Source organism: Veillonella dispar, from assembly GCF_900637515.1.
Taxonomy (GTDB): domain Bacteria; phylum Bacillota; class Negativicutes; order Veillonellales; family Veillonellaceae; genus Veillonella; species Veillonella dispar.
The window spans coordinates 1,200,421-1,220,241 of sequence record NZ_LR134375.1 but is presented as its reverse complement, the minus strand read 5'-3'; the positions used below and the strand labels follow the sequence as shown (position 1 = coordinate 1,220,241).

18 protein-coding genes are annotated in these 19,821 nt (G+C 35.7%); 17 read left to right on the top strand and 1 reads right to left on the bottom strand.

What is annotated here, in order from left to right; translation table 11 throughout:
- The first annotated feature begins 2 nt into the window (after positions 1 to 2).
- From rbfA to EL171_RS05650, 7 genes are read left to right on the top strand one after another with little or no spacing between them, the layout of a single operon-like run.
- Positions 3 to 359 carry a 30S ribosome-binding factor RbfA gene (gene rbfA, locus EL171_RS05680; protein ID WP_005386857.1) on the top strand — a complete coding sequence of 119 codons (357 nt, stop codon included), beginning with the start codon at positions 3 to 5 and terminating at the stop codon, positions 357 to 359.
- Between the two features lie 17 nt (positions 360 to 376).
- Positions 377 to 1,321: a DHH family phosphoesterase gene (locus tag EL171_RS05675; RefSeq protein ID WP_005386856.1), complete on the top strand. Its 945-nt coding sequence runs from the start codon at positions 377 to 379 to the stop codon at positions 1,319 to 1,321.
- Positions 1,321 to 2,262 carry a tRNA pseudouridine synthase B gene (locus tag EL171_RS05670; protein WP_005386855.1) on the top strand — a complete coding sequence of 314 codons (942 nt, stop codon included), beginning with the start codon at positions 1,321 to 1,323 and terminating at the stop codon, positions 2,260 to 2,262. The genes EL171_RS05675 and EL171_RS05670 overlap by 1 nt, the downstream gene beginning before the upstream one ends.
- A gap of 2 nt (positions 2,263 to 2,264) precedes the next feature.
- Positions 2,265 to 3,197 carry a bifunctional riboflavin kinase/FAD synthetase gene (locus EL171_RS05665; RefSeq protein WP_005386854.1) on the top strand — a complete coding sequence of 311 codons (933 nt, stop codon included), beginning with the start codon at positions 2,265 to 2,267 and terminating at the stop codon, positions 3,195 to 3,197.
- 13 nt (positions 3,198 to 3,210) lie between these two features.
- Positions 3,211 to 3,975 (top strand): shikimate kinase, encoded by a 765-nt coding sequence (locus EL171_RS05660; protein WP_005386853.1) that lies wholly within the window; start codon positions 3,211 to 3,213, stop codon positions 3,973 to 3,975.
- Entirely contained in the window at positions 3,975 to 6,128 is a 2,154-nt protein-coding gene (gene recD2 / locus EL171_RS05655; protein WP_005386852.1) for an SF1B family DNA helicase RecD2, read from the top strand. Before EL171_RS05660 ends, recD2 begins: the two co-directional genes overlap by 1 nt.
- Positions 6,128 to 6,823, top strand: a complete 696-nt coding sequence (locus tag EL171_RS05650; protein WP_005386851.1) for a ComF family protein — start codon at positions 6,128 to 6,130, stop codon at positions 6,821 to 6,823. The genes recD2 and EL171_RS05650 overlap by 1 nt, the downstream gene beginning before the upstream one ends.
- Positions 6,824 to 6,869: 46 nt before the next feature.
- Here the strand turns inward: EL171_RS05650 and EL171_RS05645 are convergent, their stop codons facing one another.
- Entirely contained in the window at positions 6,870 to 7,472 is a 603-nt protein-coding gene (locus EL171_RS05645) for an HD-GYP domain-containing protein (protein ID WP_004693025.1), read from the bottom strand.
- 905 nt (positions 7,473 to 8,377) lie between these two features.
- Between EL171_RS05645 and EL171_RS05640 the strand changes: the two genes are divergently transcribed.
- The 10 genes from EL171_RS05640 (at position 8,378) to csaB (ending at position 19,792) form a co-directional block, all read left to right on the top strand.
- Positions 8,378 to 9,184, top strand: a complete 807-nt coding sequence (locus EL171_RS05640) for a basic amino acid ABC transporter substrate-binding protein (RefSeq protein ID WP_005386850.1) — start codon at positions 8,378 to 8,380, stop codon at positions 9,182 to 9,184.
- 11 nt (positions 9,185 to 9,195) lie between these two features.
- Positions 9,196 to 9,852, top strand: coding sequence for an amino acid ABC transporter permease (locus EL171_RS05635; protein ID WP_005386849.1), 657 nt, complete (start codon positions 9,196 to 9,198; stop codon positions 9,850 to 9,852).
- A complete protein-coding gene (locus EL171_RS05630; protein ID WP_005386848.1) occupies positions 9,849 to 10,568 on the top strand; it encodes an amino acid ABC transporter ATP-binding protein in 720 nt (239 codons plus the stop codon). The genes EL171_RS05635 and EL171_RS05630 overlap by 4 nt, the downstream gene beginning before the upstream one ends.
- A 524-nt stretch (positions 10,569 to 11,092) precedes the next feature.
- Entirely contained in the window at positions 11,093 to 11,290 is a 198-nt protein-coding gene (locus EL171_RS05625; RefSeq protein WP_005386847.1) for a cold shock domain-containing protein, read from the top strand.
- A gap of 241 nt (positions 11,291 to 11,531) precedes the next feature.
- Complete coding sequence (gene hpf, locus EL171_RS05620; RefSeq protein ID WP_005386845.1) at positions 11,532 to 12,059, top strand: ribosome hibernation-promoting factor, HPF/YfiA family; 528 nt, start codon at positions 11,532 to 11,534, stop codon at positions 12,057 to 12,059.
- Between the two features lie 216 nt (positions 12,060 to 12,275).
- Positions 12,276 to 14,711, top strand: coding sequence for a preprotein translocase subunit SecA (gene secA / locus EL171_RS05615; protein ID WP_126413452.1), 2,436 nt, complete (start codon positions 12,276 to 12,278; stop codon positions 14,709 to 14,711).
- 121 nt (positions 14,712 to 14,832) lie between these two features.
- A protein-coding gene (gene prfB, locus EL171_RS05610; RefSeq protein ID WP_227721318.1) for a peptide chain release factor 2 occupies positions 14,833 to 15,940 on the top strand; the annotation gives its coding sequence in 2 pieces (ribosomal slippage) (positions 14,833 to 14,889 and positions 14,891 to 15,940; 1,107 coding nt in all).
- A gap of 8 nt (positions 15,941 to 15,948) precedes the next feature.
- Entirely contained in the window at positions 15,949 to 16,644 is a 696-nt protein-coding gene (locus EL171_RS05605) for an LmeA family phospholipid-binding protein (RefSeq protein ID WP_005386841.1), read from the top strand.
- Positions 16,645 to 16,656: 12 nt separating this feature from the next.
- Complete coding sequence (locus tag EL171_RS05600) at positions 16,657 to 18,699, top strand: DUF5693 family protein (protein WP_039969226.1); 2,043 nt, start codon at positions 16,657 to 16,659, stop codon at positions 18,697 to 18,699.
- On the top strand, positions 18,692 to 19,792 hold the full coding sequence (gene csaB / locus EL171_RS05595) for a polysaccharide pyruvyl transferase CsaB (RefSeq protein WP_005386839.1): 1,101 nt from the start codon (positions 18,692 to 18,694) through the stop codon (positions 19,790 to 19,792). Before EL171_RS05600 ends, csaB begins: the two co-directional genes overlap by 8 nt.
- Positions 19,793 to 19,821 lie beyond the last annotated feature (29 nt).

Genomic DNA, 19,821 nt, shown 5'->3' with positions numbered 1-19,821 from the left:
ATATGAGTGACGTTCGTGTCAGAAAATTACAAGAATTCATCAAACAAGAGGTAAGTCAAATGTTGATGCGTGGATTGAAAGATCCTCGCATTGGCTTTACTACTATTACCGATGTTCATGTAACCGGTGATTTACGAGAGGCTACAATTTACGTTTCCTTGTTTGGTTCCGATAAGGAAAAAGAAGATACTCTTATCGCTTTAAAGCATGCAGCAGGCCATATTCGTACTGAGCTTGGCAAAGTACTTAAGTTGCGCCATATTCCTTCTATCACATTTGATAAGGATACGTCTTTAGACTATAGCATGCATATTGAATCCCTTTTGAATGAAATCAAAAAGGACGAAGAAAAAAATTAACACAAAGGATAGAGAACATGAGTAAGATTACTATTAATCAATTACATGTGGCTCTGTGTGAAGCTAATTCTATTATGCTAACCGTCCATGTAAGACCTGATGGTGATGCTATCGGGTCCATGGTGGCCTTTTACGAAGCCCTTGTAGGGCAAGGTAAAACTGTATATATGGTAGTGGATGATGTAGTTCCTGAAAAGTACTCATTCTTACGATATACGGACCACATCCATGATGTAGCGTATTTTGAAACAAATCCTGTTGATATTGATATGCTAATGGTATTGGATGCTAGCACGTATGAGCGAATTGGCAAAGTAGGTGCACTATGGAGTGCACCTATTTTTAATATAGACCACCATATTTCTAATACGGAGTTTGCGGATCATCTATATTTAAAGCCTAATTTTGCTGCTACTGGTGAAATTATTACCTATTTATGTACAAAATGGAATTGGCCTATCACTGAGTCTATGGGCACTGCATTATATATGGCTATTGCTACAGACTGTGGTTTCTTTAAGTTCAGTAATACCACAGCCAATACTTTAGAAATGGCTGCAAAATGTGTAGCAGCTGGTGCTAGACCTAATGTTATTTCTGAAACGATTGAAGCTGTGTCTGCCAGTCGTCTTGAATTAACAAAACAAGTTATGCAAACTATCGAGTTTTACAAGAATAACACCGTGGCTACAATCGAGTTGAATCGTGAAGCCATGACAATTCTTGGGGATGATACGGATGGTTTTGTAGATATTATTAGAAACGTTGATACTGTTGATATAGCTATTTTATTAAAAGCTGAAGCTGATGATAGAACGCGGGTAAGCTTGCGTTCTAAAGGAACTGACGTGAATGCTATAGCTAGCAATTTTGGCGGTGGCGGACATATTCGAGCTTCCGGTTGTACCATTAATTTACCATTACAGGAAGCAAAACAAGCTCTTATTGAGGTGATTAAATAATGGATGGCATTTTACCATTTTTAAAACCTCCTGGAATAACAAGCCATGATGCTGTTGCCATTTGTCGCCGCATTTTAAAAGAAAAGCGCATTGGTCATAGTGGTACTTTAGATCCTATGGCCTATGGTGTGTTGCCCGTTTTTCTTGGTAAGGCTACGCGTCTTATTGAGTATACAGAGGGGTTTGATAAAACCTATGTGGCAGAATGTAAATTTGGTACTTTTACTGATACTGAAGATAGTTCTGGGCAACAGGTATTACCTGATAAAGATATGGTATTGCGAGACGGCGTTCTATTGAATGAATACATTCAAAGTTCAGAACTTTCCGATGCTATGCTTAAACCTACTTTTGATGAATTAGTTAATACATTAAATACCTTTATTGGTGTACAAAACCAGAGACCATCAAAATATTCTGCTATTAAGATAAATGGTATACGTGCTTATGAATATGCTCGTAAAGGGATTCCTGTAGAATTACCATTACGTCAGATTCATATTAAACATATTGAGCTGATAGCATATGGTTTTCCTTATTTTACAGTTCGTGTAACTTGTTCTGGAGGTACTTATATTCGTTCATTATTGCGTGATATCTGTGTTTCATTAGGTATACCAGGAACCATGACATCCTTGGCACGTACTCAAGTAGGACCATTTGATATTGATTCTGCTAAAATGGCTGAAGAGTTGATGCTTCATGGTGAAAGCCTATTGTTACCAACGGATACAGCCGTTTCTCATCTTTCAAAAGTAATGGTAAATAGTGTACAATTAAAGATGATGGTGCAAGGTAAGGAATTGCCTATTAGTAGCGAATTTTCTTATACTGAACCAGAACATTATTATAGAGCCTATGGTCCTCATGGATTTATAGGGATTATGAAACGAACTAACCACTCTTTGAAGGTGGAAAAAAATATTTTTATTGAAGGATAAGTATGAAGCAAATACATTCGTTTGATGAACTGCGTCAAATCAAAGATACAAAAGTATATGCCCTAGGTACCTTTGATGGTATTCATCGAGGTCATCAACGAGTTATACACAAGGCCGTTGATGAGGCAATGGCAGTTAATGGTGTTAGTATAATCATTACCTTTGAACATCATCCACTAACTATACTACATCCAGATCGAGTTCCTAAACGGGTTATTCAAGAAGAGATTATGGATTCCGTTCTTGAAGATTTGAATGTAGACTATATTTTACGGTTGCCTATGACTGAAGAGTTACTAAAAATGAGTGCTGACGATTTTTTAGGCGCTCTTTGTACAGATATGAATGTAGCTGCTATTGTAATTGGAGAAAACTTTACATTTGGTGCTAAAGGTCTTGGTAATCCGGATTATATGAAACAAGTATTAGCGGATAAAAATATACAAGTTTTAGTGCAGCCCTTATTGCCTTGTGATGGACTTAGTACACCTATTTCAAGTACGGAGATTAGAAAAGCCATTCGAGAAGGGCGTTTGGAAGATGCTACTCATTGGCTTGGAAGACCATTCCAATTTAAAGGGACTGTAATTAAAGGTGATCAACGAGGACGCACATTAGGGTTCCCAACATTGAATTTGTTGCTTCCTAATGAAATGGCTACACCTCCAGATGGTGTATACGCTAATCGCGTGTGTATCGATGGTATTTGGTATGATGGGGTAGGTAATATTGGGGATAATCCTACATTTAAGAATCAGTACCATAGATGCGAAGTACATGTGTTTAACTTTGACCAAGATATATATGGAAAAGAAGTAATTGTACAATTTATTTCCTATCTTAGAGGGGAAGTTAAATTTAATAACTTACAAGATCTTATTGATCAAATGAAGGTAGATGAAGAACAGGCTCTAGCTGTTTTAGCTAAAGCATAATAAGGGGGTTCTCATGGATATTAAAGAAGCTCGCAAACAAATAGATAGTATTGACTCCGTACTTGTTACAGAGTTTGAAAAACGTCTTACATTGATTAAAGAGATTGGTAAATATAAGGATGAACATCATTTACCACTCATTGATGAAGAACGTGATGAAAGTATTATTGCGTTGCATACTGAAAATTGCAAAGATAAAACATTGGCACCTTATATTGAAAATTATATAAAAACTGTTGTGTCTATGAGCAATGAGTTTTTAAAAGAGCATATGCATAAGCATATTTTCCTCATCGGCATGCCAGGTGCCGGTAAGACAACAGTTGGCAAAATGCTAGCTAAAGAATTAGGCCGAGACTTTTACGATCTAGATCAAACGATTCAAGATAAAGTTGGTAAATCTGTTCAAAAAATCTTTATTTATGATGGTAAAGATGCTTTTAGTGAATATGAATATAATACGATTAAGGAATTAATTCATAATAAACCATCTGTTATTGCTACTGGTGGTGGTACTGTTACTTATGATAAAACAGTTAAGCTAATGCGCAATAATGGTCTTGTTGTATTTGTTAATCGCGATGTGAATCATATCTTAGATGATTTGGATCTTGAAATTCGTCCACTTGTAAAAGAAAGTATTGAATATATCTTCAATGTATATGAAGAACGATACCCTTTATACGAAGAAGTGGCACATATCAAAATTGGTAATGAAGGTAGCATTACCGATGCGGTACAAGAAATTATTGAAGCTTTGCCTAATACGGAGAAATAATGGACGCCATACGAGGATTTGTATACCGAACTATATATGAGAATACACAACGTACGTATTGCGTGTTTGTCCTTAAGGATTATAATGAGGAATACATTACTTGTACTGGTAAATTTGAGTCTCCTAAAGAAGGGGAAGATATCGAAGTTCGAGGCCGTTATGTAGAGCATGAAAAATACGGTCGTCAATTTGATGCTACTAGTGTAGAAAAACTTAAACCTGATAACATGGGGGCTGCTAAGACCTACTTGTTGAATTTAGGTATTAAAGGTTTTGGTGAAAAGTCCGTAGAAAAGGTTCTTGAGTATTTTGGTATCCGTATTTTAGAAGTTTTACGGGAGGAACGTCCCGAAGAAATTAAGGATGTTCCTGGACTTCGTAAAAGTGTTAAGGACGAATTATTTAATACCTTACTTGGTGAAGGTATTTTATCTGATTTAAATCACTTTTTTGAAAGCCATCATATTTCTTCTAAATGGAGTCGTATCGTATACACCTATTATGGTGTTCAGTCTGTTGCTGTTATCGAGGATAATCCGTATACCTTGTTACGTGTGGCTCCAGATATGCTTTTTGGCACCGCTGATACGCTTGCAGAACACTTGGGGATTACAGGTAGTGATACGCGTCGTTTAGAAGCGGGTTTGGAATGGATTCTGCGCAGTTTGGATAATCAAGGGCATACATGTTTGCCTGTAGATCAACTTATCGGTCGTTTAGACGATTTATTACAAACTGATGTAGATGATATTGCTAATTTTATTGAAAGTCTCTTGGAGCAAGGTGCTTTATATAGTACGTATTATGAAGATATTTTATATATTTACCCTCCAGAAATGTATGTGTCTGAAGTAGAGAGCGTTCATTATACAAAAGATTTCTTATTAGAGGCTGATCCGATATCTCTTGATATTCCTAGCTTTATAGAAAAGTTTGAAGCTGATAATCATATTACATTTGGGGATGCTCAAAAAGAAGCTATACAGCTATCCTTCTTTGAAAAGTTTTCCCTTATAACTGGTGGCCCTGGTACTGGTAAAACGACGATTATTAAGGCCTTAGTAAAAGGCTTCCAACTTGGTGGACTAGGGCGTATTATTCTTTGTGCTCCTACGGGACGTGCTGCAAAACGACTTACAGAGGCGACGGAGTTTGAAGCAACTACGATTCATAGATTATTAGTACCTGTTCAAGGTAGTGACTCTTACGACTTTACTAAGAATGAAGAGGATCCATTAGATATAGATGTTATCATCATTGATGAAGCATCTATGCTTAATGTACGCTTGTTCTATTCCTTAATGGCGGCCATTCCAAAGGAAGCCCATGTCATTATCGTTGGTGACGTTGATCAACTACCACCTATTGGGGCTGGTTTTGTATTAAAAGACTTACTCGATAGTGATTGTGTTCCTTATACACGACTCAACCAGATTTATCGTCAAAGCTCTGGTAATACTATCGTTGAAAGCGCCTATGCTATTAACCGTGGTGAAATGCCAAATCTGGACAGTGTAAGTGAAGAGTTTTCGTTTATACCTGTTAAGTCTTATGACATGATGATGAAAGCTATCATCGATGTATATAAACGAGAACAAGCGCATGTAGAGGATGAGCTAGACATTCAAATTATTTCTCCTATGCGCCGTGGTGAAGCCGGTAGTACATTAATTTCTCAATATGTACAACAAGCTGTTAATCCACCGGATAGCTTAAAAGGGGAAGCCCGTGTAAATGGCATTACTTATCGCGTTGGCGATAAGGTTATCCAAATTCTCAATGACTATGAGTTAGAGGTCTTTAATGGTGAAATTGGAGTAATTTACGCCATTACACGAAGCGATATTTGTATCCGATTTATCCATAAAGAGGTTCGTCTACCTATTGATGAAGCTCATATGATTATGCCTGCTTATGCTATTACGGTTCATAAGAGCCAAGGTAGTGAGTATGGTGTAGTTATCATTCCATTTGTACCACGTTATGGTGGTATGTTGCAGCGTAATTTGTTGTATACAGCTGTTACAAGAGCAAAACGGAAGGTTATCATTGTGGGTACTACAAGCGCTATAGAACGTGCTGTACGTACTGTAAATGCAGATGAACGATATACATTGTTTAAAGAAAGACTACAAGGGAGATGTGATTCGTAATGAGTCTTTGGGATTTCCTATTTCCACCTGTATGTCCTCACTGTGGTGCCTCTGTAGCAACACAAGGGGATTGGTGTGAAACTTGTTTTAACGATCTATTACATATTCGTCATGTGCCACATAAATTTTTACATTATGTAGATGATGTGTGTGTGCTAGCAGACTATTGTGGTGGTCTAAAGTCTATGATTTACGATGTAAAATTTAATGAAAAAAAGGAGCAGTCCAAGGGGGCTGCTCCTTTTTTAGCATCGTACAACTTTTACATGAATTATGATGAGTCTAATATTGTACAGGGGAATTGTAAGACTATCTATGATTATATAGTTCCTGTACCGTCTAGTGAGATGAAGAAGAAAAAGAGGGGCTATAATCAGGTCGATTTGTTCTTTAAAAAATGGGCATACTCGTTAGAGAAAATAGATAAGCCATATTTTGTATGGCTAGATTGTATATATAAGTTTGATACTTCTAATGATATGTGGTCCTTAACCCATAAAGAACGACATCAAAATATAGAGAATGCTTTTGTGATCAAAGCAGAGTATAAAGATATTGATTTCTCCACAAAGCGTATTTTAATTGTAGATGATATTTATACTACAGGGGCAACAATCGAAGCCGTAGCTAAGGTTCTTAGGTCCTATAATCCTAGTAGACTCGATGCTTTAACACTAGCTAGCGGTAGTTTTTAATTATATATAAAAGCGTTCACCGAATGGTGAACGCTTAATCATTATATTAGCCTAGCACATCGATAAATGCTTTTACTACATCTGGATCAAAGAGAGAGCCGGATGCACTAAAGAGTTCTTCTTTTGCTTTAGCTTTTGTCTTTGCCCAAAATTCTGTAGAAGGATTAACTGTTGTATCATAATAATCTGCAACAGCAATGATTCTAGCTCCTAATGGGATGTTAGCACCACGCAAATGTTTAGGGTAACCAGAGCCATCCCATTTTTCATGATGGTAACGAATATAAGGCAAGATTTGTTGGCAGCAAGGGTAGTTTTCGATCATATTCGCACCACTTGCAGCATGTTGCTTATACTTGGACATTTCTTGTTTATTAAGATATGGAGATTTTTGGATTAATGCATTAGGTACCATTAATAATCCTACGTCATGAAGTAATGCTGCATGGCGAATTTGTTCAATTTCATTTAATGGTAAACCCATTTTAGCAGCAATACTAACTGCATAGTTTGAAACTTGGATAGAATGAGTGTACAGATGATAGCTTTTCATTTGTATCATCTGCAAAAGCTGAGCGCTAATGGCTTCTAAACTGTCCTTCTCCAGTTCGTACAACCCAGATGGTTGCATTAATGATAACATAAACATAATAAACCCCTTTAACTAACATGTAGAACATATGGTACAACCCCTCGTACTTATGTTCATATCGTACAACTTTAGGCCGTTCTTATTTAATAGTATACAAATTATACACCATAAATAATATTTTGTGTATGATACGTATGTTCTATTATACATGTTGTATTCATATTTGGCATACTAAAAATAATTGACATTTTAAGAATGTACTAAATATAGTACCTAGAAAAACTAATTTTATAAATATTAAAATAATATGAAGAATATTTTAGGTTTTCTATGACAATTTTCTATACATACCAAAAAAGGGGTTGCAAAATTTATTCTCATTTCAATGAGAACTGAACGATGCTATGTTCGGAAATATAATTTAATCGTTAGGGCTTATTTATTTTTAGAATGTATATATAATTATAAATCTAGACATGTATAGTGTTATTCTTTATAATACGTCTATACGGGTCTGTGGTTGAAAGTCGATGCCAGTCGCAGGCGAAACGATCCACATAAGCAACCCAAGGGGTTGTGAGCATGGTGCGGCTTAGGTGTAAGTCCTGCCGGTAAAACCGAGAGGGGTAGTAGTGGGGAGTCTCGGACTTATGAGCGAACCCTCCAGCAGGCGAGTGTGGGGGCAAAGACCAGGTCAGCCGTATGCGGGCACATGAGGCTTTTCTCATGTGCTTTTTTCTTTTTATACATCTGTATATTTAAAAATGGTGAAAATACCGATTCTTATGGGAAAGTTTTTATACATTATTGTTATAAATATACAATCAGTGTATAAAAATAAAATATAAATATAGTGATTAATTGATATTTAGGATGATTCTATACAAAATTATTGACATAATTATACTAAGTGGTATACTAGTGGAATAAAAATAGTTAGTTTAGTAAATGAGGATGATTCGATGTTAAATAGCAAGTTAAAAAAATTAATCATTGGTGGTTGTATGTTAGTAATGGCCGGTACTGTAATTGGCGGTTGTGGATCTTCTACACAAACAACTTCTAATAAACTCATTGTTGGTACTAATGCCACATTTGTACCATTTGAATTTAAAGATGAAAAAACTCAAGACTACACAGGCTTTGATATTGATTTAATTCGTGCCATTGGTAAACGTATCAATAAAGATGTAGAGCTTAAGAATGTTGCTTTTGATGCTTTGATTCCAGCTTTAAATACACATGATATTGATGTTGCTGCATCTGGTATGACGATTACCAAAGCTAGAAGTGAAAAGGTATTATTCTCTTCTCCATATTATGAAAATGCCCTTGCTGTAGTATATAAAGATGGCGCAAATATCACATCTCTTGACGATCTTAAAGGCAAGAAAATTGCTGCTCAACTAGGTACTACTGGTGCAGATTTAGCCCATAAAATCGAAGGTACTACTGTAAAAGAGTTTGACCATAGTAATGAAGCTTTGTTAGAATTACAAAATGGTGGTGCTGATGCAACTGTTATTGATTTGCCAGTGGCTCAATTTTACAGTACTAAACATCCAGATCAACATATTAAATTTATGGCATATCCAAATACAAAAGAATATTTGGGCTTAGCAATTAATAAAGATAATAAAGATTTACAAGAACAAATCAATAAAGCAATTGCAGATATGAAGGCTGATGGTGAATTTAATACATTATATAAAAAATGGTTTAATGTAGATGCGCCTGCTGATATGCCAGTAGTGGTAGAATTTAAATAATAGGAGAGATCATGAGTTTTAATTGGGGGTTAATTGCGGATAATTTACCGCTCTTATTACAAGGTGCACTTGTAACCGTTGAAATTACAGCTATGTCTGTTGGCTGTGGTTTCTTTATCGGTTTATTAGTATCCTTAGCAAATTTATCTAAATTTACAGTAGTTAGACTATTAGCAAAATGTTATGTAGATATCATTCGTGGTACACCACTATTGGTACAAATCTTCTTGATTTATTTTGCTTTGCCAATGATTACAGGACAACGTATTGATCCGTTTATTGCTGCTGTTACCGCATGCAGTATTAACTCTGGTGCATATGTATCTGAAATCTTCCGTGCTGGTATTCAATCTATCGATAAAGGCCAAATGGAAGCAGGTCGATCTCTTGGTTTAACATGGGGTCAAACTATGCGTTATATTATCATGCCTCAAGCTTTCAAAGCAATTATCCCACCATTGGGTAATGAATTTATTGCTATGTTGAAAGACTCCTCATTGGTTTCTGTAATTGGTTTCGAAGAATTGACACGTCGTGGTCAATTGATTATTGCTAAAACATATGCATCCTTTGAAATCTGGGGTACAGTTGCTGTTATTTACCTTATTATGACAGTAACAATTTCACAATTGGTTGGTTACCTTGAAAGGAAATATAGCATTAAATGATTAAATTAGAAAATGTACATAAATCCTTTGGTAAAAATGAAGTATTAAAGGGCATAGATTTACACATAGAAAAAGGTCAAGTTGTCGTTATAATTGGTCCATCTGGTTCTGGCAAAAGTACAGTATTGCGTACTATGAACTACTTAGAAGAGCCTACATCTGGTAAGGTAATTGTAGATGGTATGGATCTTTCTGATAAGTCTAAACTCAATGAAGTTCGTGCTGAAGTGGGGATGGTATTCCAAAACTTTAATCTTTTCCCACATATGACTGTAATGGAAAATTTAACATTAGCTCAAACTAAGGTTCGTAAAACTTCTAGTGATGAAGCTAAGAAAATCGGACAAGCTTTACTTGATCGCGTTGGGTTAGGGGATAAAGCTAATGCATATCCTGATTCCTTATCTGGTGGTCAAAAGCAACGTGTTGCCATTGCCCGTGCTCTAGCGATGAAACCAAAGGTTATGCTATTTGATGAACCTACATCTGCACTCGATCCAGAAATGGTTCGTGAGGTTCTAGATGTAATGAAGTCTCTTGCAGAAGAAGGGATGACGATGGTTATTGTTACTCATGAAATGGGCTTTGCTAAAGAAGTAGCTGACCGCGTATTATTCGTTGATGGTGGATTAATCTTAGAAGATGATACTCCTGAAAAGGTATTTGATGCTCCAACAAATGAGCGAACAAAATTGTTCTTGTCGAAAATTTTATAATAATATTTTCTAACATAAAAGGAAGTGAGTTCTGAAATTCAGAGTTTGCTTCCTTTTTTTGGTATTTTTAAAGATAACCAAATTTGTAGATATTTAATTTCTTAATATATGAATCGATTTATACCTATTAATATATTTGATGACTTGTTTTATTCGTATCTGTTCAACCCTTAGAAATAAGCTCTTCTGGGTCTTTCTTAATCTATAAAATGCGATTATTGCTATAAATATTTGTGATATGTAAATATTTTATACATATATATTTTGAAGTAATAATTTTTAATTCATATATTTTTATGATTATAAAATTATGTAATAATTTAATATGCTGTTCGGAAATATTTATAATATAGATAAATTAAGGTTTTGATACGTTTCTTATAGGGCGGATTATCAATAAGATATATTTGTATATTCATTAAAAGTGTTAATATTATTGTTTGATATTTTATACATGCTGTGTTATGATACAAGTGTAGTGCAAGACAGTAAGACAATATATATATTTTTAGGAGGATGTTACCATGTTAGGTAAAGTAAAATGGTTTAGCGCAGAAAAAGGTTATGGTTTTATTGAACGTGAAGACGGTAGCGATGTATTCGTACATTACTCTGCGATCCAAGACGAAGGCTTCAAATCTTTGACAGAAGGTCAAAATGTAGAGTTTGATATCGTTGATGGTAACCGTGGCCCTCAAGCTGCTAACGTTGTAAAAGCGTAATAACATACCAAAAAATACATAAAAGCAACATATAAAGAAACTCCGATATCGCATGATATTGGAGTTTTTCGATTGTTACTGGAAATAATATTTATAATTCTGCAAAAAATATAAAAATTCTTTTGAAAAAAAGAGGAGTTTTATACCTTGATGTAGAAATACTAAATATAACACGAGAGATAAGTAAAAAATTACTACACACTCGTATCTCGTGGATGATTTTTAGAAAGGGTGTTGACTTATGAAAGTAGCAATCAGAGGTAAAAACATTGAAGTGACAGATGCTCTAAGAGCATACATCGAAAAAAGATTGAGCAAATTAACTCGTTACTTCGATGATGAGTTAGATGCACAAGCGGTTTTATCCGTTGTTAAAGATAAATCTACTGTTGAACTTACATGCTTCGTTGATAAGATCGTTCTTCGCGGTGTAGAAACAAACGATGATATGTATGCAGCTATTGATTTAGTAATAGACAAGATCGTACGTCAAATCCATAAACATAAAACTCGTTTAGCAAAACGCTTCAAAAAACAAGAAGCTTTCCATCCTGAAGCTTTAGCAGCTCCTGTAGAAGAGGAAACTATCGAAGTTGTAAAACGGAAACACTTTGCAGTACGTCCTATGGATGTAGAAGAAGCTATCTTACAAATGAATCTTATTGGCCATGACTTCTTTATGTTCTTCAATGCTGAAACAGAAGCAATGAACGTAGTATATCGTAGACATGATGGATTCTATGGTTTGATTGAGCCAGAATTACAATAACCTATAATATCGGCTGACAATAATCCTAACTCCTTTCTACTTTTTAAATCAGCCGATTATTATATCAAGGTGGATGACCATTTTGAGTCATCCACCTTTTTTATAAAATGCTATAAATAATCGTGAAATGCCTTGAATTCTTTGACTATTCAAGGCATTTTCGTTATAATAAATTAGATAAAATAATGTAAGATGTCCTATAGAGGAGTGATTTGTTTGTTAAGCTTTTTACAAAGGCTATTAGGCAATAATAACGCAAAAGAAATTAAAAAAATGCGTGCTATTGCTGATCATATTAATGAAATTGAACCGAATTATGTTAAATTAAGTGATGCTAACTTAGTAGCAAAAACCGATGAGTTTAAACGTCGTTTGCAAAAAGGGGAAACGTTAGACGACATTTTGCCAGAAGCATTTGCTGTAGTTCGCGAAGCATCTAAACGTGTGTTAGGCATGCGTCATTTTGATGTGCAGTTGATCGGTGGTATTTGCCTTCATAGAGGTAATATCGCAGAAATGCGTACTGGCGAAGGTAAAACATTAGTTGCTACATTGCCAGTATATCTAAATGCATTGACAGGTAACGGCGTACATGTTGTTACAGTAAATGATTATTTGGCTACTCGCGATAGTGAACAAATGGGTCGTTTATATAACTTCTTAGGTCTTTCTACAGGTCTTATTGTGGCTAATCTCGATTATAACCAACGTAAAGAAGCATATGCATGTGATATTACATATGGTACAAATAATGAGTTTGGTTTTGACTATTTGCGCGATAACATGGTATCTGATGTATCTCAAATGGTACAACGTCCATTGAATTACGCAATTGTCGATGAAGTTGACTCTATTCTTATCGATGAAGCGAGAACTCCATTAATTATTTCTGGTCCTGGTCAACGTTCCACAGATAATTACTACAAGTTAGCTAAAATTGTTCCTCATCTTGTAAAAGATGAAGATTATACAATTGATGAAAAACAAAAGACTATTGCACCTACTGATTCTGGTATCGCAAAAGTCGAAAAAATGCTTGGTGTTGAAAACTTGTATGATGCAGAAAACATCGAGTTAAACCATCTACTTGGTGCATCTTTACGTGCTTATGCTATGATGCATCGCGATACTGATTACGTAGTTAAAGATGGTGAAGTTGTTATCGTCGATGAATTTACAGGTCGTTTGATGTTTGGTCGTCGTTATTCTGATGGCTTACATCAAGCTATCGAAGCTAAAGAAGGCTTGAAGGTTGAACGTGAAAGTCAAACATTGGCTTCTATTACATTCCAAAACTATTTCCGTATGTATAAAAAGCTTGCTGGTATGACTGGTACAGCTAAGACTGAGGAAAAAGAATTCATCGATATTTACGGTTTGGAAGTATTGCCTATTCCTCCAAATAAACCATTAGCCCGTGTAGATTTGCCAGATCAAATCTTTAAAACTAAGGCTGCTAAATATCGTGCCGTAGTACGTAATGCTGTAGAACGACATCAAACTGGTCAACCTATTTTGATTGGTACTACATCTATTACACAATCTGAAGAGCTTTCAGATATGTTATTACGTGCAGGCGTACCACATAAAGTATTGAATGCTAAACATCATGAAAAAGAAGCTGAAATTGTTGCCAATGCTGGTCAAATGGGCATGGTAACAATTGCTACAAACATGGCAGGTCGTGGTACTGATATTACATTAGGTGAAGGTGTACCTGAATTAGGTGGCTTGGCCATCTTAGGTACTGAACGTCATGAAAGTCGCCGTATCGATAATCAGTTGCGTGGTCGTGCTGGTCGTCAAGGTGACCCAGGCTCCTCTCAATTCTTCTTATCTTTAGAAGATGATTTGATGCGTATCTTTGGTGCTGACAATATTACAGGCATTATGGATAAACTTGGCATGGAAGAGGATGAACCTATTGAGCATTCTTTGATTACTAAATCTATTGAACGTGCTCAAAAGAAAGTAGAAGATCATAACTATAATATTCGTAAATATGTACTCGAGTATGATGATGTTATGAATCAACAACGTGAAGTATTATACGAACAACGTCGTCGTATTTTACGTAATGAGTCCTTACGTGACACAATCAATGAAATGATTGATAAACTTGTTACTGAATCTGTAGATGCTTATGCAGATGAGAAATTATATCCAGAAGAATGGGATTACGAAGGTCTCTACAAGCACTTGAGTCAATATTTCTTAACCGAAGATATTATGACTCCTCAAGATATGGAAGAATATAGTCGTCAAGAATTATTAGAACGCTTGCTTGAAATTGCTCATGCTGAGTATCAAGATCGCGTTGATATGCTTGGTGATGCTATGTTTGGCCAGCTTGAAAAGGCTATTATGTTGCGCGTTGTTGATAACAAATGGATGGAACATTTGGATAATATGGATATGTTGCGTGAAGGTATCGGTCTTCGTGCATATGGCCAAAAAAATCCATTGGTGGAATATAAATTTGAAGCCTTTGATATGTTCCAAAACATGATTGCTGCTATCCAAGATGAAACGATCATGGCGTTGTACAAAATTCGTGCACAATTGATTCAAGAAATTGAAGAACCAGTTGACCACTTAGAAGGTGCACAACCCCATCATGAAGATGTGTTGGAGCCACAAAACATAGATTAAGATTTGTGAATGGCACGTTGCTCAATGGGATTTCCTTCTGGGCAACGGCCATTTTTCTATTTTATTAAGGTGATAGTTTATCGATGTAATAAGCTAATAAGTTAAAGGTGGTGAACATAAATTGTTAGAAGATTTAAAACCTATTATTTCTAATCTAGAAGAACGTATTTATGGAATGAGGGATTCACTTTAACATTGCTCAGAAAGAAGATCGAATCTTTACACTCGATGTGCAAATGAGCGACCCTACATTTTGGGATGACCCAGACAAGGCTCGTGAGATTTCTCAAGAAGCCACACAATTGAAAAATGCTGTAGAAAGCTATAAACAACTTGTTAGTGATATTGAAGATGCTAATGTAATGCTTGAGATGGCAATAGAGGAAGATGATCGTTCTTTGGAAGGTGAAATCAAGGATTATGTTCAACAAATAGAAGAAACTGTAGAAAAACAAGAAGTTCTTTTATTGCTTAGTGGTGAATATGATGCTAATAATGCGATTTTAACATTCCATGCTGGTGCAGGTGGCACAGAGGCTCAAGACTGGTGCTCCATGCTGATTCGCATGTATTTACGTTGGGCTGAAAAAGCAGGATTCTCTATTGAATTGATGGATGAACAACCCGGTGATGAGGCAGGTACAAAATCTGCTACATTTTTAATTAAAGGTGAAAATGCTTTTGGTTATTTGAAATCTGAAAAAGGTGTACATCGTCTAGTGCGTATTTCACCATTTGATGCTGCTGCACGTCGTCATACATCCTTTGCTGCTGTTGATGTAATGCCAGAAATCGATGATACAGTAGAAATCAATATTGATATGAAAGATGTACAGGTAGATACATACCGAGCTAGTGGTGCTGGTGGTCAGCATATCAATAAAACAGATTCTGCTGTACGTATGACGCATAGGCCAACAGGTATCGTAGTTCAGTGTCAAACTCAACGTTCTCAAATGCAAAATAGGGAACAAGCATTACGATTATTGCGCGCCAAATTATTTGAATTAGAATTAGAAAAACAAGCAGAACTTAAAGAGCAAATTGGTGGTACCTATCAAGCGATTGAATGGGGTAGTCAAATTCGGTCGTATGTATTCCACCCATATAATCTCGTTAAGGATCATCGCACAGGGGTTGAAACAGGGAATGTACAATCCGTTATGGATGGTAATTTAGATCAATTTATGGAAGGTTTCTTGAAAAAAGAAGCGAATTTAACAATTTAGGAGTTCTTATGAAAAAGTTTTTACTATTCCTATTAGTGCTGATTATTGCTTTAGCAGCAGCAACTCAATTTTTATTACCTTCTTATATTAGTTCCCGTATTGAAAAACAGTTAAATGATTCACTAAAACCATCTTCTCAAACAGTAAATGTTGAGTCTCAACCAGGATTTAAATTACTCTATGGTGAAGCTGATCATGTATATGGTTCTTTAGATGATGTAAAACTTGGTAAATTAAACTTTGCAAACTTCAATTATGATGCAACACAAATTCTTGTAAATCCAATTTCATTATTGGCTAGCCAAGAAATTGATGTAGTAAGTGTAGGTAGTTCTAGTATCGAAGGTACTGTGACTAATGAAGATTTGGCTAAATTCTTAAGTACTCAAGCTGGTAGTGAAATTCAAGATGTAAAAGTAAACATCAATAAAGATAACATCAGCTTAACTGGTAATATGAATGTTGGCATGGTATTTAAAGGTTCTGTTAAATTAGATGGCAACTTAGAATTAAAAGATAATACTTTACTATTCGCACCTAAAAAGTTCACCATTAATGGTGCTACTATCCCAGGTTTGACATCTAATGTATTAGAGGCTACAGAAGTTTATAACTTTAATAACTTCCCAATTCCTGTGAAAGCTGAAAGCTTAACTGTTGATAATGGTGAAATTCACATCAAAGTTAAACCTGTACTTAACTAGAAAGGATTTGTCGTGAATCATCGGAATACACAAAAAAGTAAGTACTCTTGGATTCTAATACTCTGTATTATAGTGGGACTTGTATCCTCTTTATATTTGGTATTTGAACGCCATCAGATTGAAAAATCTCAAAATCATATTGAAAATATCGTAGATTATGATGCTGTTCTAAGAGCTAATGCCTTTGAAAAGCGCAGTCAACAAGAGGCTTTTGATGCACTTCGTAATGCAGGTGTAACAGCATTCGCCATTTATGATCGTACCTTAGAAAAAGCTAAGGATGCTGGTCAAGTTAAGGTGTTAAGCTCCGAAGAGATGGATGCAGTCCGTGTTAATGGGGCATCCGTTAAACATGGTGCAACCTATGTAGCATTAATTTCTGGTAAAGAAGGTTACTATAAAGAAATTCGTGAAGACTTATATCATCGTATTGGTAAAGATAAAGTTAAAGAGCTTAATACTAGTATTGGTCCGGTCCTTGAATTATATGGTGCTACCGCTGATAGCTATCTAAAAATGAATCTTGGTATTTCCAAGCTACAAGCTCAAGAAGTTGCTAATCGTGGATTTAATGTTATAGTTCGTCCTACAAACTACAGAAATGTAACATCAGATGACCTCCAATATGTGTTTAAGCGTCTTGAAGGAATTCCACATGTAACAGGCATGATCTTTGCTGGTAAAGAGGCCCTAGGAGCTCCTAATTTAACGGATGAAACATTAGAACTATTACATAAGAATCATATTCCTCTAGTTGGTATTGAAGCCGTTAACCAACTTCAATATGAGCCACAACAAGGTTTCTTGGAAATGGCTGCTAAAGATAATTATAGTGTGGGCCGTGTATATACAATTGCTAAGGATGAATTAAAGAAAATCACTCCAGAAGAAGCAGCTCAACGATTCTATATTAGTGATATTGAACGTAATATTCGTTTTAACTTATTCCCTATGTATGAAACAGGTGTAAACAATGAAACAGTATTACAAACAACTATTAACTATATTGGGATGACCACTGAAAAATTATCTACTAAAGGTTATGAATTCGGTCCTGCTGATATTTATCCTCCTTATACGCCAAATCCTTTATTAGTAGTCATCACAATGATTGGTGCTATTGCGCTATTCGTTTATGTTGCTCAAATGTTAGTTCCAATGCGTAAACATACACAATTGGTAGCATTCTTTGGCATTTCCCTTGTATCTGTAGTATTATTCATCATTACAAGTGGTACATTGATTACTCAAATCTGGGCTTTATCTAGTGCTATTATGGCTCCTGTAGGTGCCATGATTCGCTTGATGGAGGAATGGCGTCGTTATGATGGAGCTCGTCCATTAGGTGCTATTAAATCTACCGTATTAGCAGTGCTTTATCTCGTAATTGCTGCATTATTTGCGGCTATTGGCGGTATGTATATTGCATCGTTATTAGGAAATACGAAATTCTTTATGGAATTTGCTATCTTTAGAGGTGTTAAGTTAACATTTGTACTTCCAATTGTATTGGTGATCATCGCGTACTTACAACGTTTCCCTTTGTGGAAAGGTCGTATGATTAACTCTAAAGAAGAAGCAAAGAAATTTGTAGTTGAATTCTTAACAATGGATGTTAAATTTTACGTATTCTTTGTAATGGCTGCTCTTGGTGGCGTGGCATGGGTATTTGTTGGCCGCAGTGGTCATACAGCAGGTGTTCCTGTACCAGGATTTGAACTTATGCTTCGTCGTTTCCTTGAAAATACATTGTATGCAAGACCTAGAGAAAAAGAGTTCATTATTGGTCACCCAGCATTAATGTTGGCTACGTTTGCATTCTTACGTAAATGGCCTACAGTAATCCATTTCTTATTAACTATTGCAGGTGTTATCGGCATAGCTTCAATGGTTGAAACATTCTGTCATATTAGAACTCCTGTATTCATGTCTATTATGCGTGGATATGATGGTTTATTAATTGGTGCTCTCTTAGGTTTGCTTCTTATCATTGCTGTACGTTTCATGATGTACGTAACACAATGGTTCCAAGCGCGGGAGGTTGACCATGAGTAATATTGTTATCTCTGGCTACTATGGTTTTGGTAATGCTGGCGATGAAGCAATGCTTTGTGCCATTATCGATGCCATTCGCAAAGAGGAAGCAGATGCGCATATTACGGTTATTTCTGGTAATCCTACAGAGACAAGCAAAAAACATAACATTCATGCAGTGGGGACATTTTCTGCATTTGGTATTTTAAAGGCAATTGCCAATTCTGATTTAGTGATCAGTGGTGGAGGCAGTCTTTTACAAGATGCTACAAGTATTCGTAATACATATTACTATTTAAGTATTATGGCTTTAGCTAAAATGATGGGAAAAAAGGTAATGCTTTACTCTCAAGGTATTGGGCCTTTAAATCGTCCCTCTACACGAAGAGCTGTTAGCTTTATATTGCGATTTGTGGATACCATTACAGTTCGTGATTCTATTTCAAAATCTGAATTAGAGTCCTTAGGAATTGAAGATGTAGAGGTTACAGCTGATGCTGTTTTGGCTATGCAACCGGCAAATTTGTCTATTGGTAAACGTATTTTAGAAGGCTATACATCTAAACTACCTAAATCTATAGAGAATCCAAAACGAATTGGTGTTGCTGTTCGTAGTTGGAAAGATGATACAGAATATCGTGAATCATTAGCCAATGTGTTAAGCCGATTACAAGAGCAAGATGAGGTAGAAATTATTTTTATTCCTATGTCTCATCCAGAGGATACAAAAGAAGCTAAAATTATCGCTAATTATATGCCGAAGGGGGCTATTGTTCTTGAAGGCCCATTCTCTACAGAGGAACAAGTATCCTTATCGGGGAATGTGGACCTAATGATTGGTATACGTCTTCATGCTCTAGTATTTAGCTCTTTAATGGGGAAACCTGTTATCGGTATTTCCTACGATCCTAAAATTACAAGCTTCTTACATATGATTGGTCAGGAACCAATAGGAACAATGACACATCTTAGAGAAGAGGCGCTATATCAGCGATGTCATAAGCTCTTAAATTCCAGAGAAGAGTATCAATCCTCTTATGATCGTATTGAAGCATTGCGTTTAAACTCTCAACGCAATGCAGAAATCGCTATTTCATTACTTAAAGATTATTAATATATTGGATCCAATCCAGAAAGTGAGGT

Bases quoted from the DNA above. Each gene is read 5' to 3' on its own strand.
- recD2 (WP_005386852.1), top strand. From the start codon at position 3,975: ATGGACGCCATACGAGGATTTGTATACCGAACTATATATGAGAATACA.
- EL171_RS05605 (WP_005386841.1), top strand. From the start codon at position 15,949: ATGAAAAAGTTTTTACTATTCCTATTAGTGCTGATTATTGCTTTAGCA.
- csaB (WP_005386839.1), top strand. From the start codon at position 18,692: ATGAGTAATATTGTTATCTCTGGCTACTATGGTTTTGGTAATGCTGGC.
- EL171_RS05630 (WP_005386848.1), top strand. From the start codon at position 9,849: ATGATTAAATTAGAAAATGTACATAAATCCTTTGGTAAAAATGAAGTA.
- EL171_RS05635 (WP_005386849.1), top strand. From the start codon at position 9,196: ATGAGTTTTAATTGGGGGTTAATTGCGGATAATTTACCGCTCTTATTA.
- EL171_RS05645 (WP_004693025.1), bottom strand. From the start codon at position 7,472: ATGTTTATGTTATCATTAATGCAACCATCTGGGTTGTACGAACTGGAG.
- hpf (WP_005386845.1), top strand. From the start codon at position 11,532: ATGAAAGTAGCAATCAGAGGTAAAAACATTGAAGTGACAGATGCTCTA.
- EL171_RS05665 (WP_005386854.1), top strand. From the start codon at position 2,265: ATGAAGCAAATACATTCGTTTGATGAACTGCGTCAAATCAAAGATACA.
- EL171_RS05675 (WP_005386856.1), top strand. From the start codon at position 377: ATGAGTAAGATTACTATTAATCAATTACATGTGGCTCTGTGTGAAGCT.
- EL171_RS05660 (WP_005386853.1), top strand. From the start codon at position 3,211: ATGGATATTAAAGAAGCTCGCAAACAAATAGATAGTATTGACTCCGTA.
- EL171_RS05650 (WP_005386851.1), top strand. From the start codon at position 6,128: ATGAGTCTTTGGGATTTCCTATTTCCACCTGTATGTCCTCACTGTGGT.
- EL171_RS05640 (WP_005386850.1), top strand. From the start codon at position 8,378: ATGTTAAATAGCAAGTTAAAAAAATTAATCATTGGTGGTTGTATGTTA.
- rbfA (WP_005386857.1), top strand. From the start codon at position 3: ATGAGTGACGTTCGTGTCAGAAAATTACAAGAATTCATCAAACAAGAG.
- EL171_RS05625 (WP_005386847.1), top strand. From the start codon at position 11,093: ATGTTAGGTAAAGTAAAATGGTTTAGCGCAGAAAAAGGTTATGGTTTT.
- EL171_RS05670 (WP_005386855.1), top strand. From the start codon at position 1,321: ATGGATGGCATTTTACCATTTTTAAAACCTCCTGGAATAACAAGCCAT.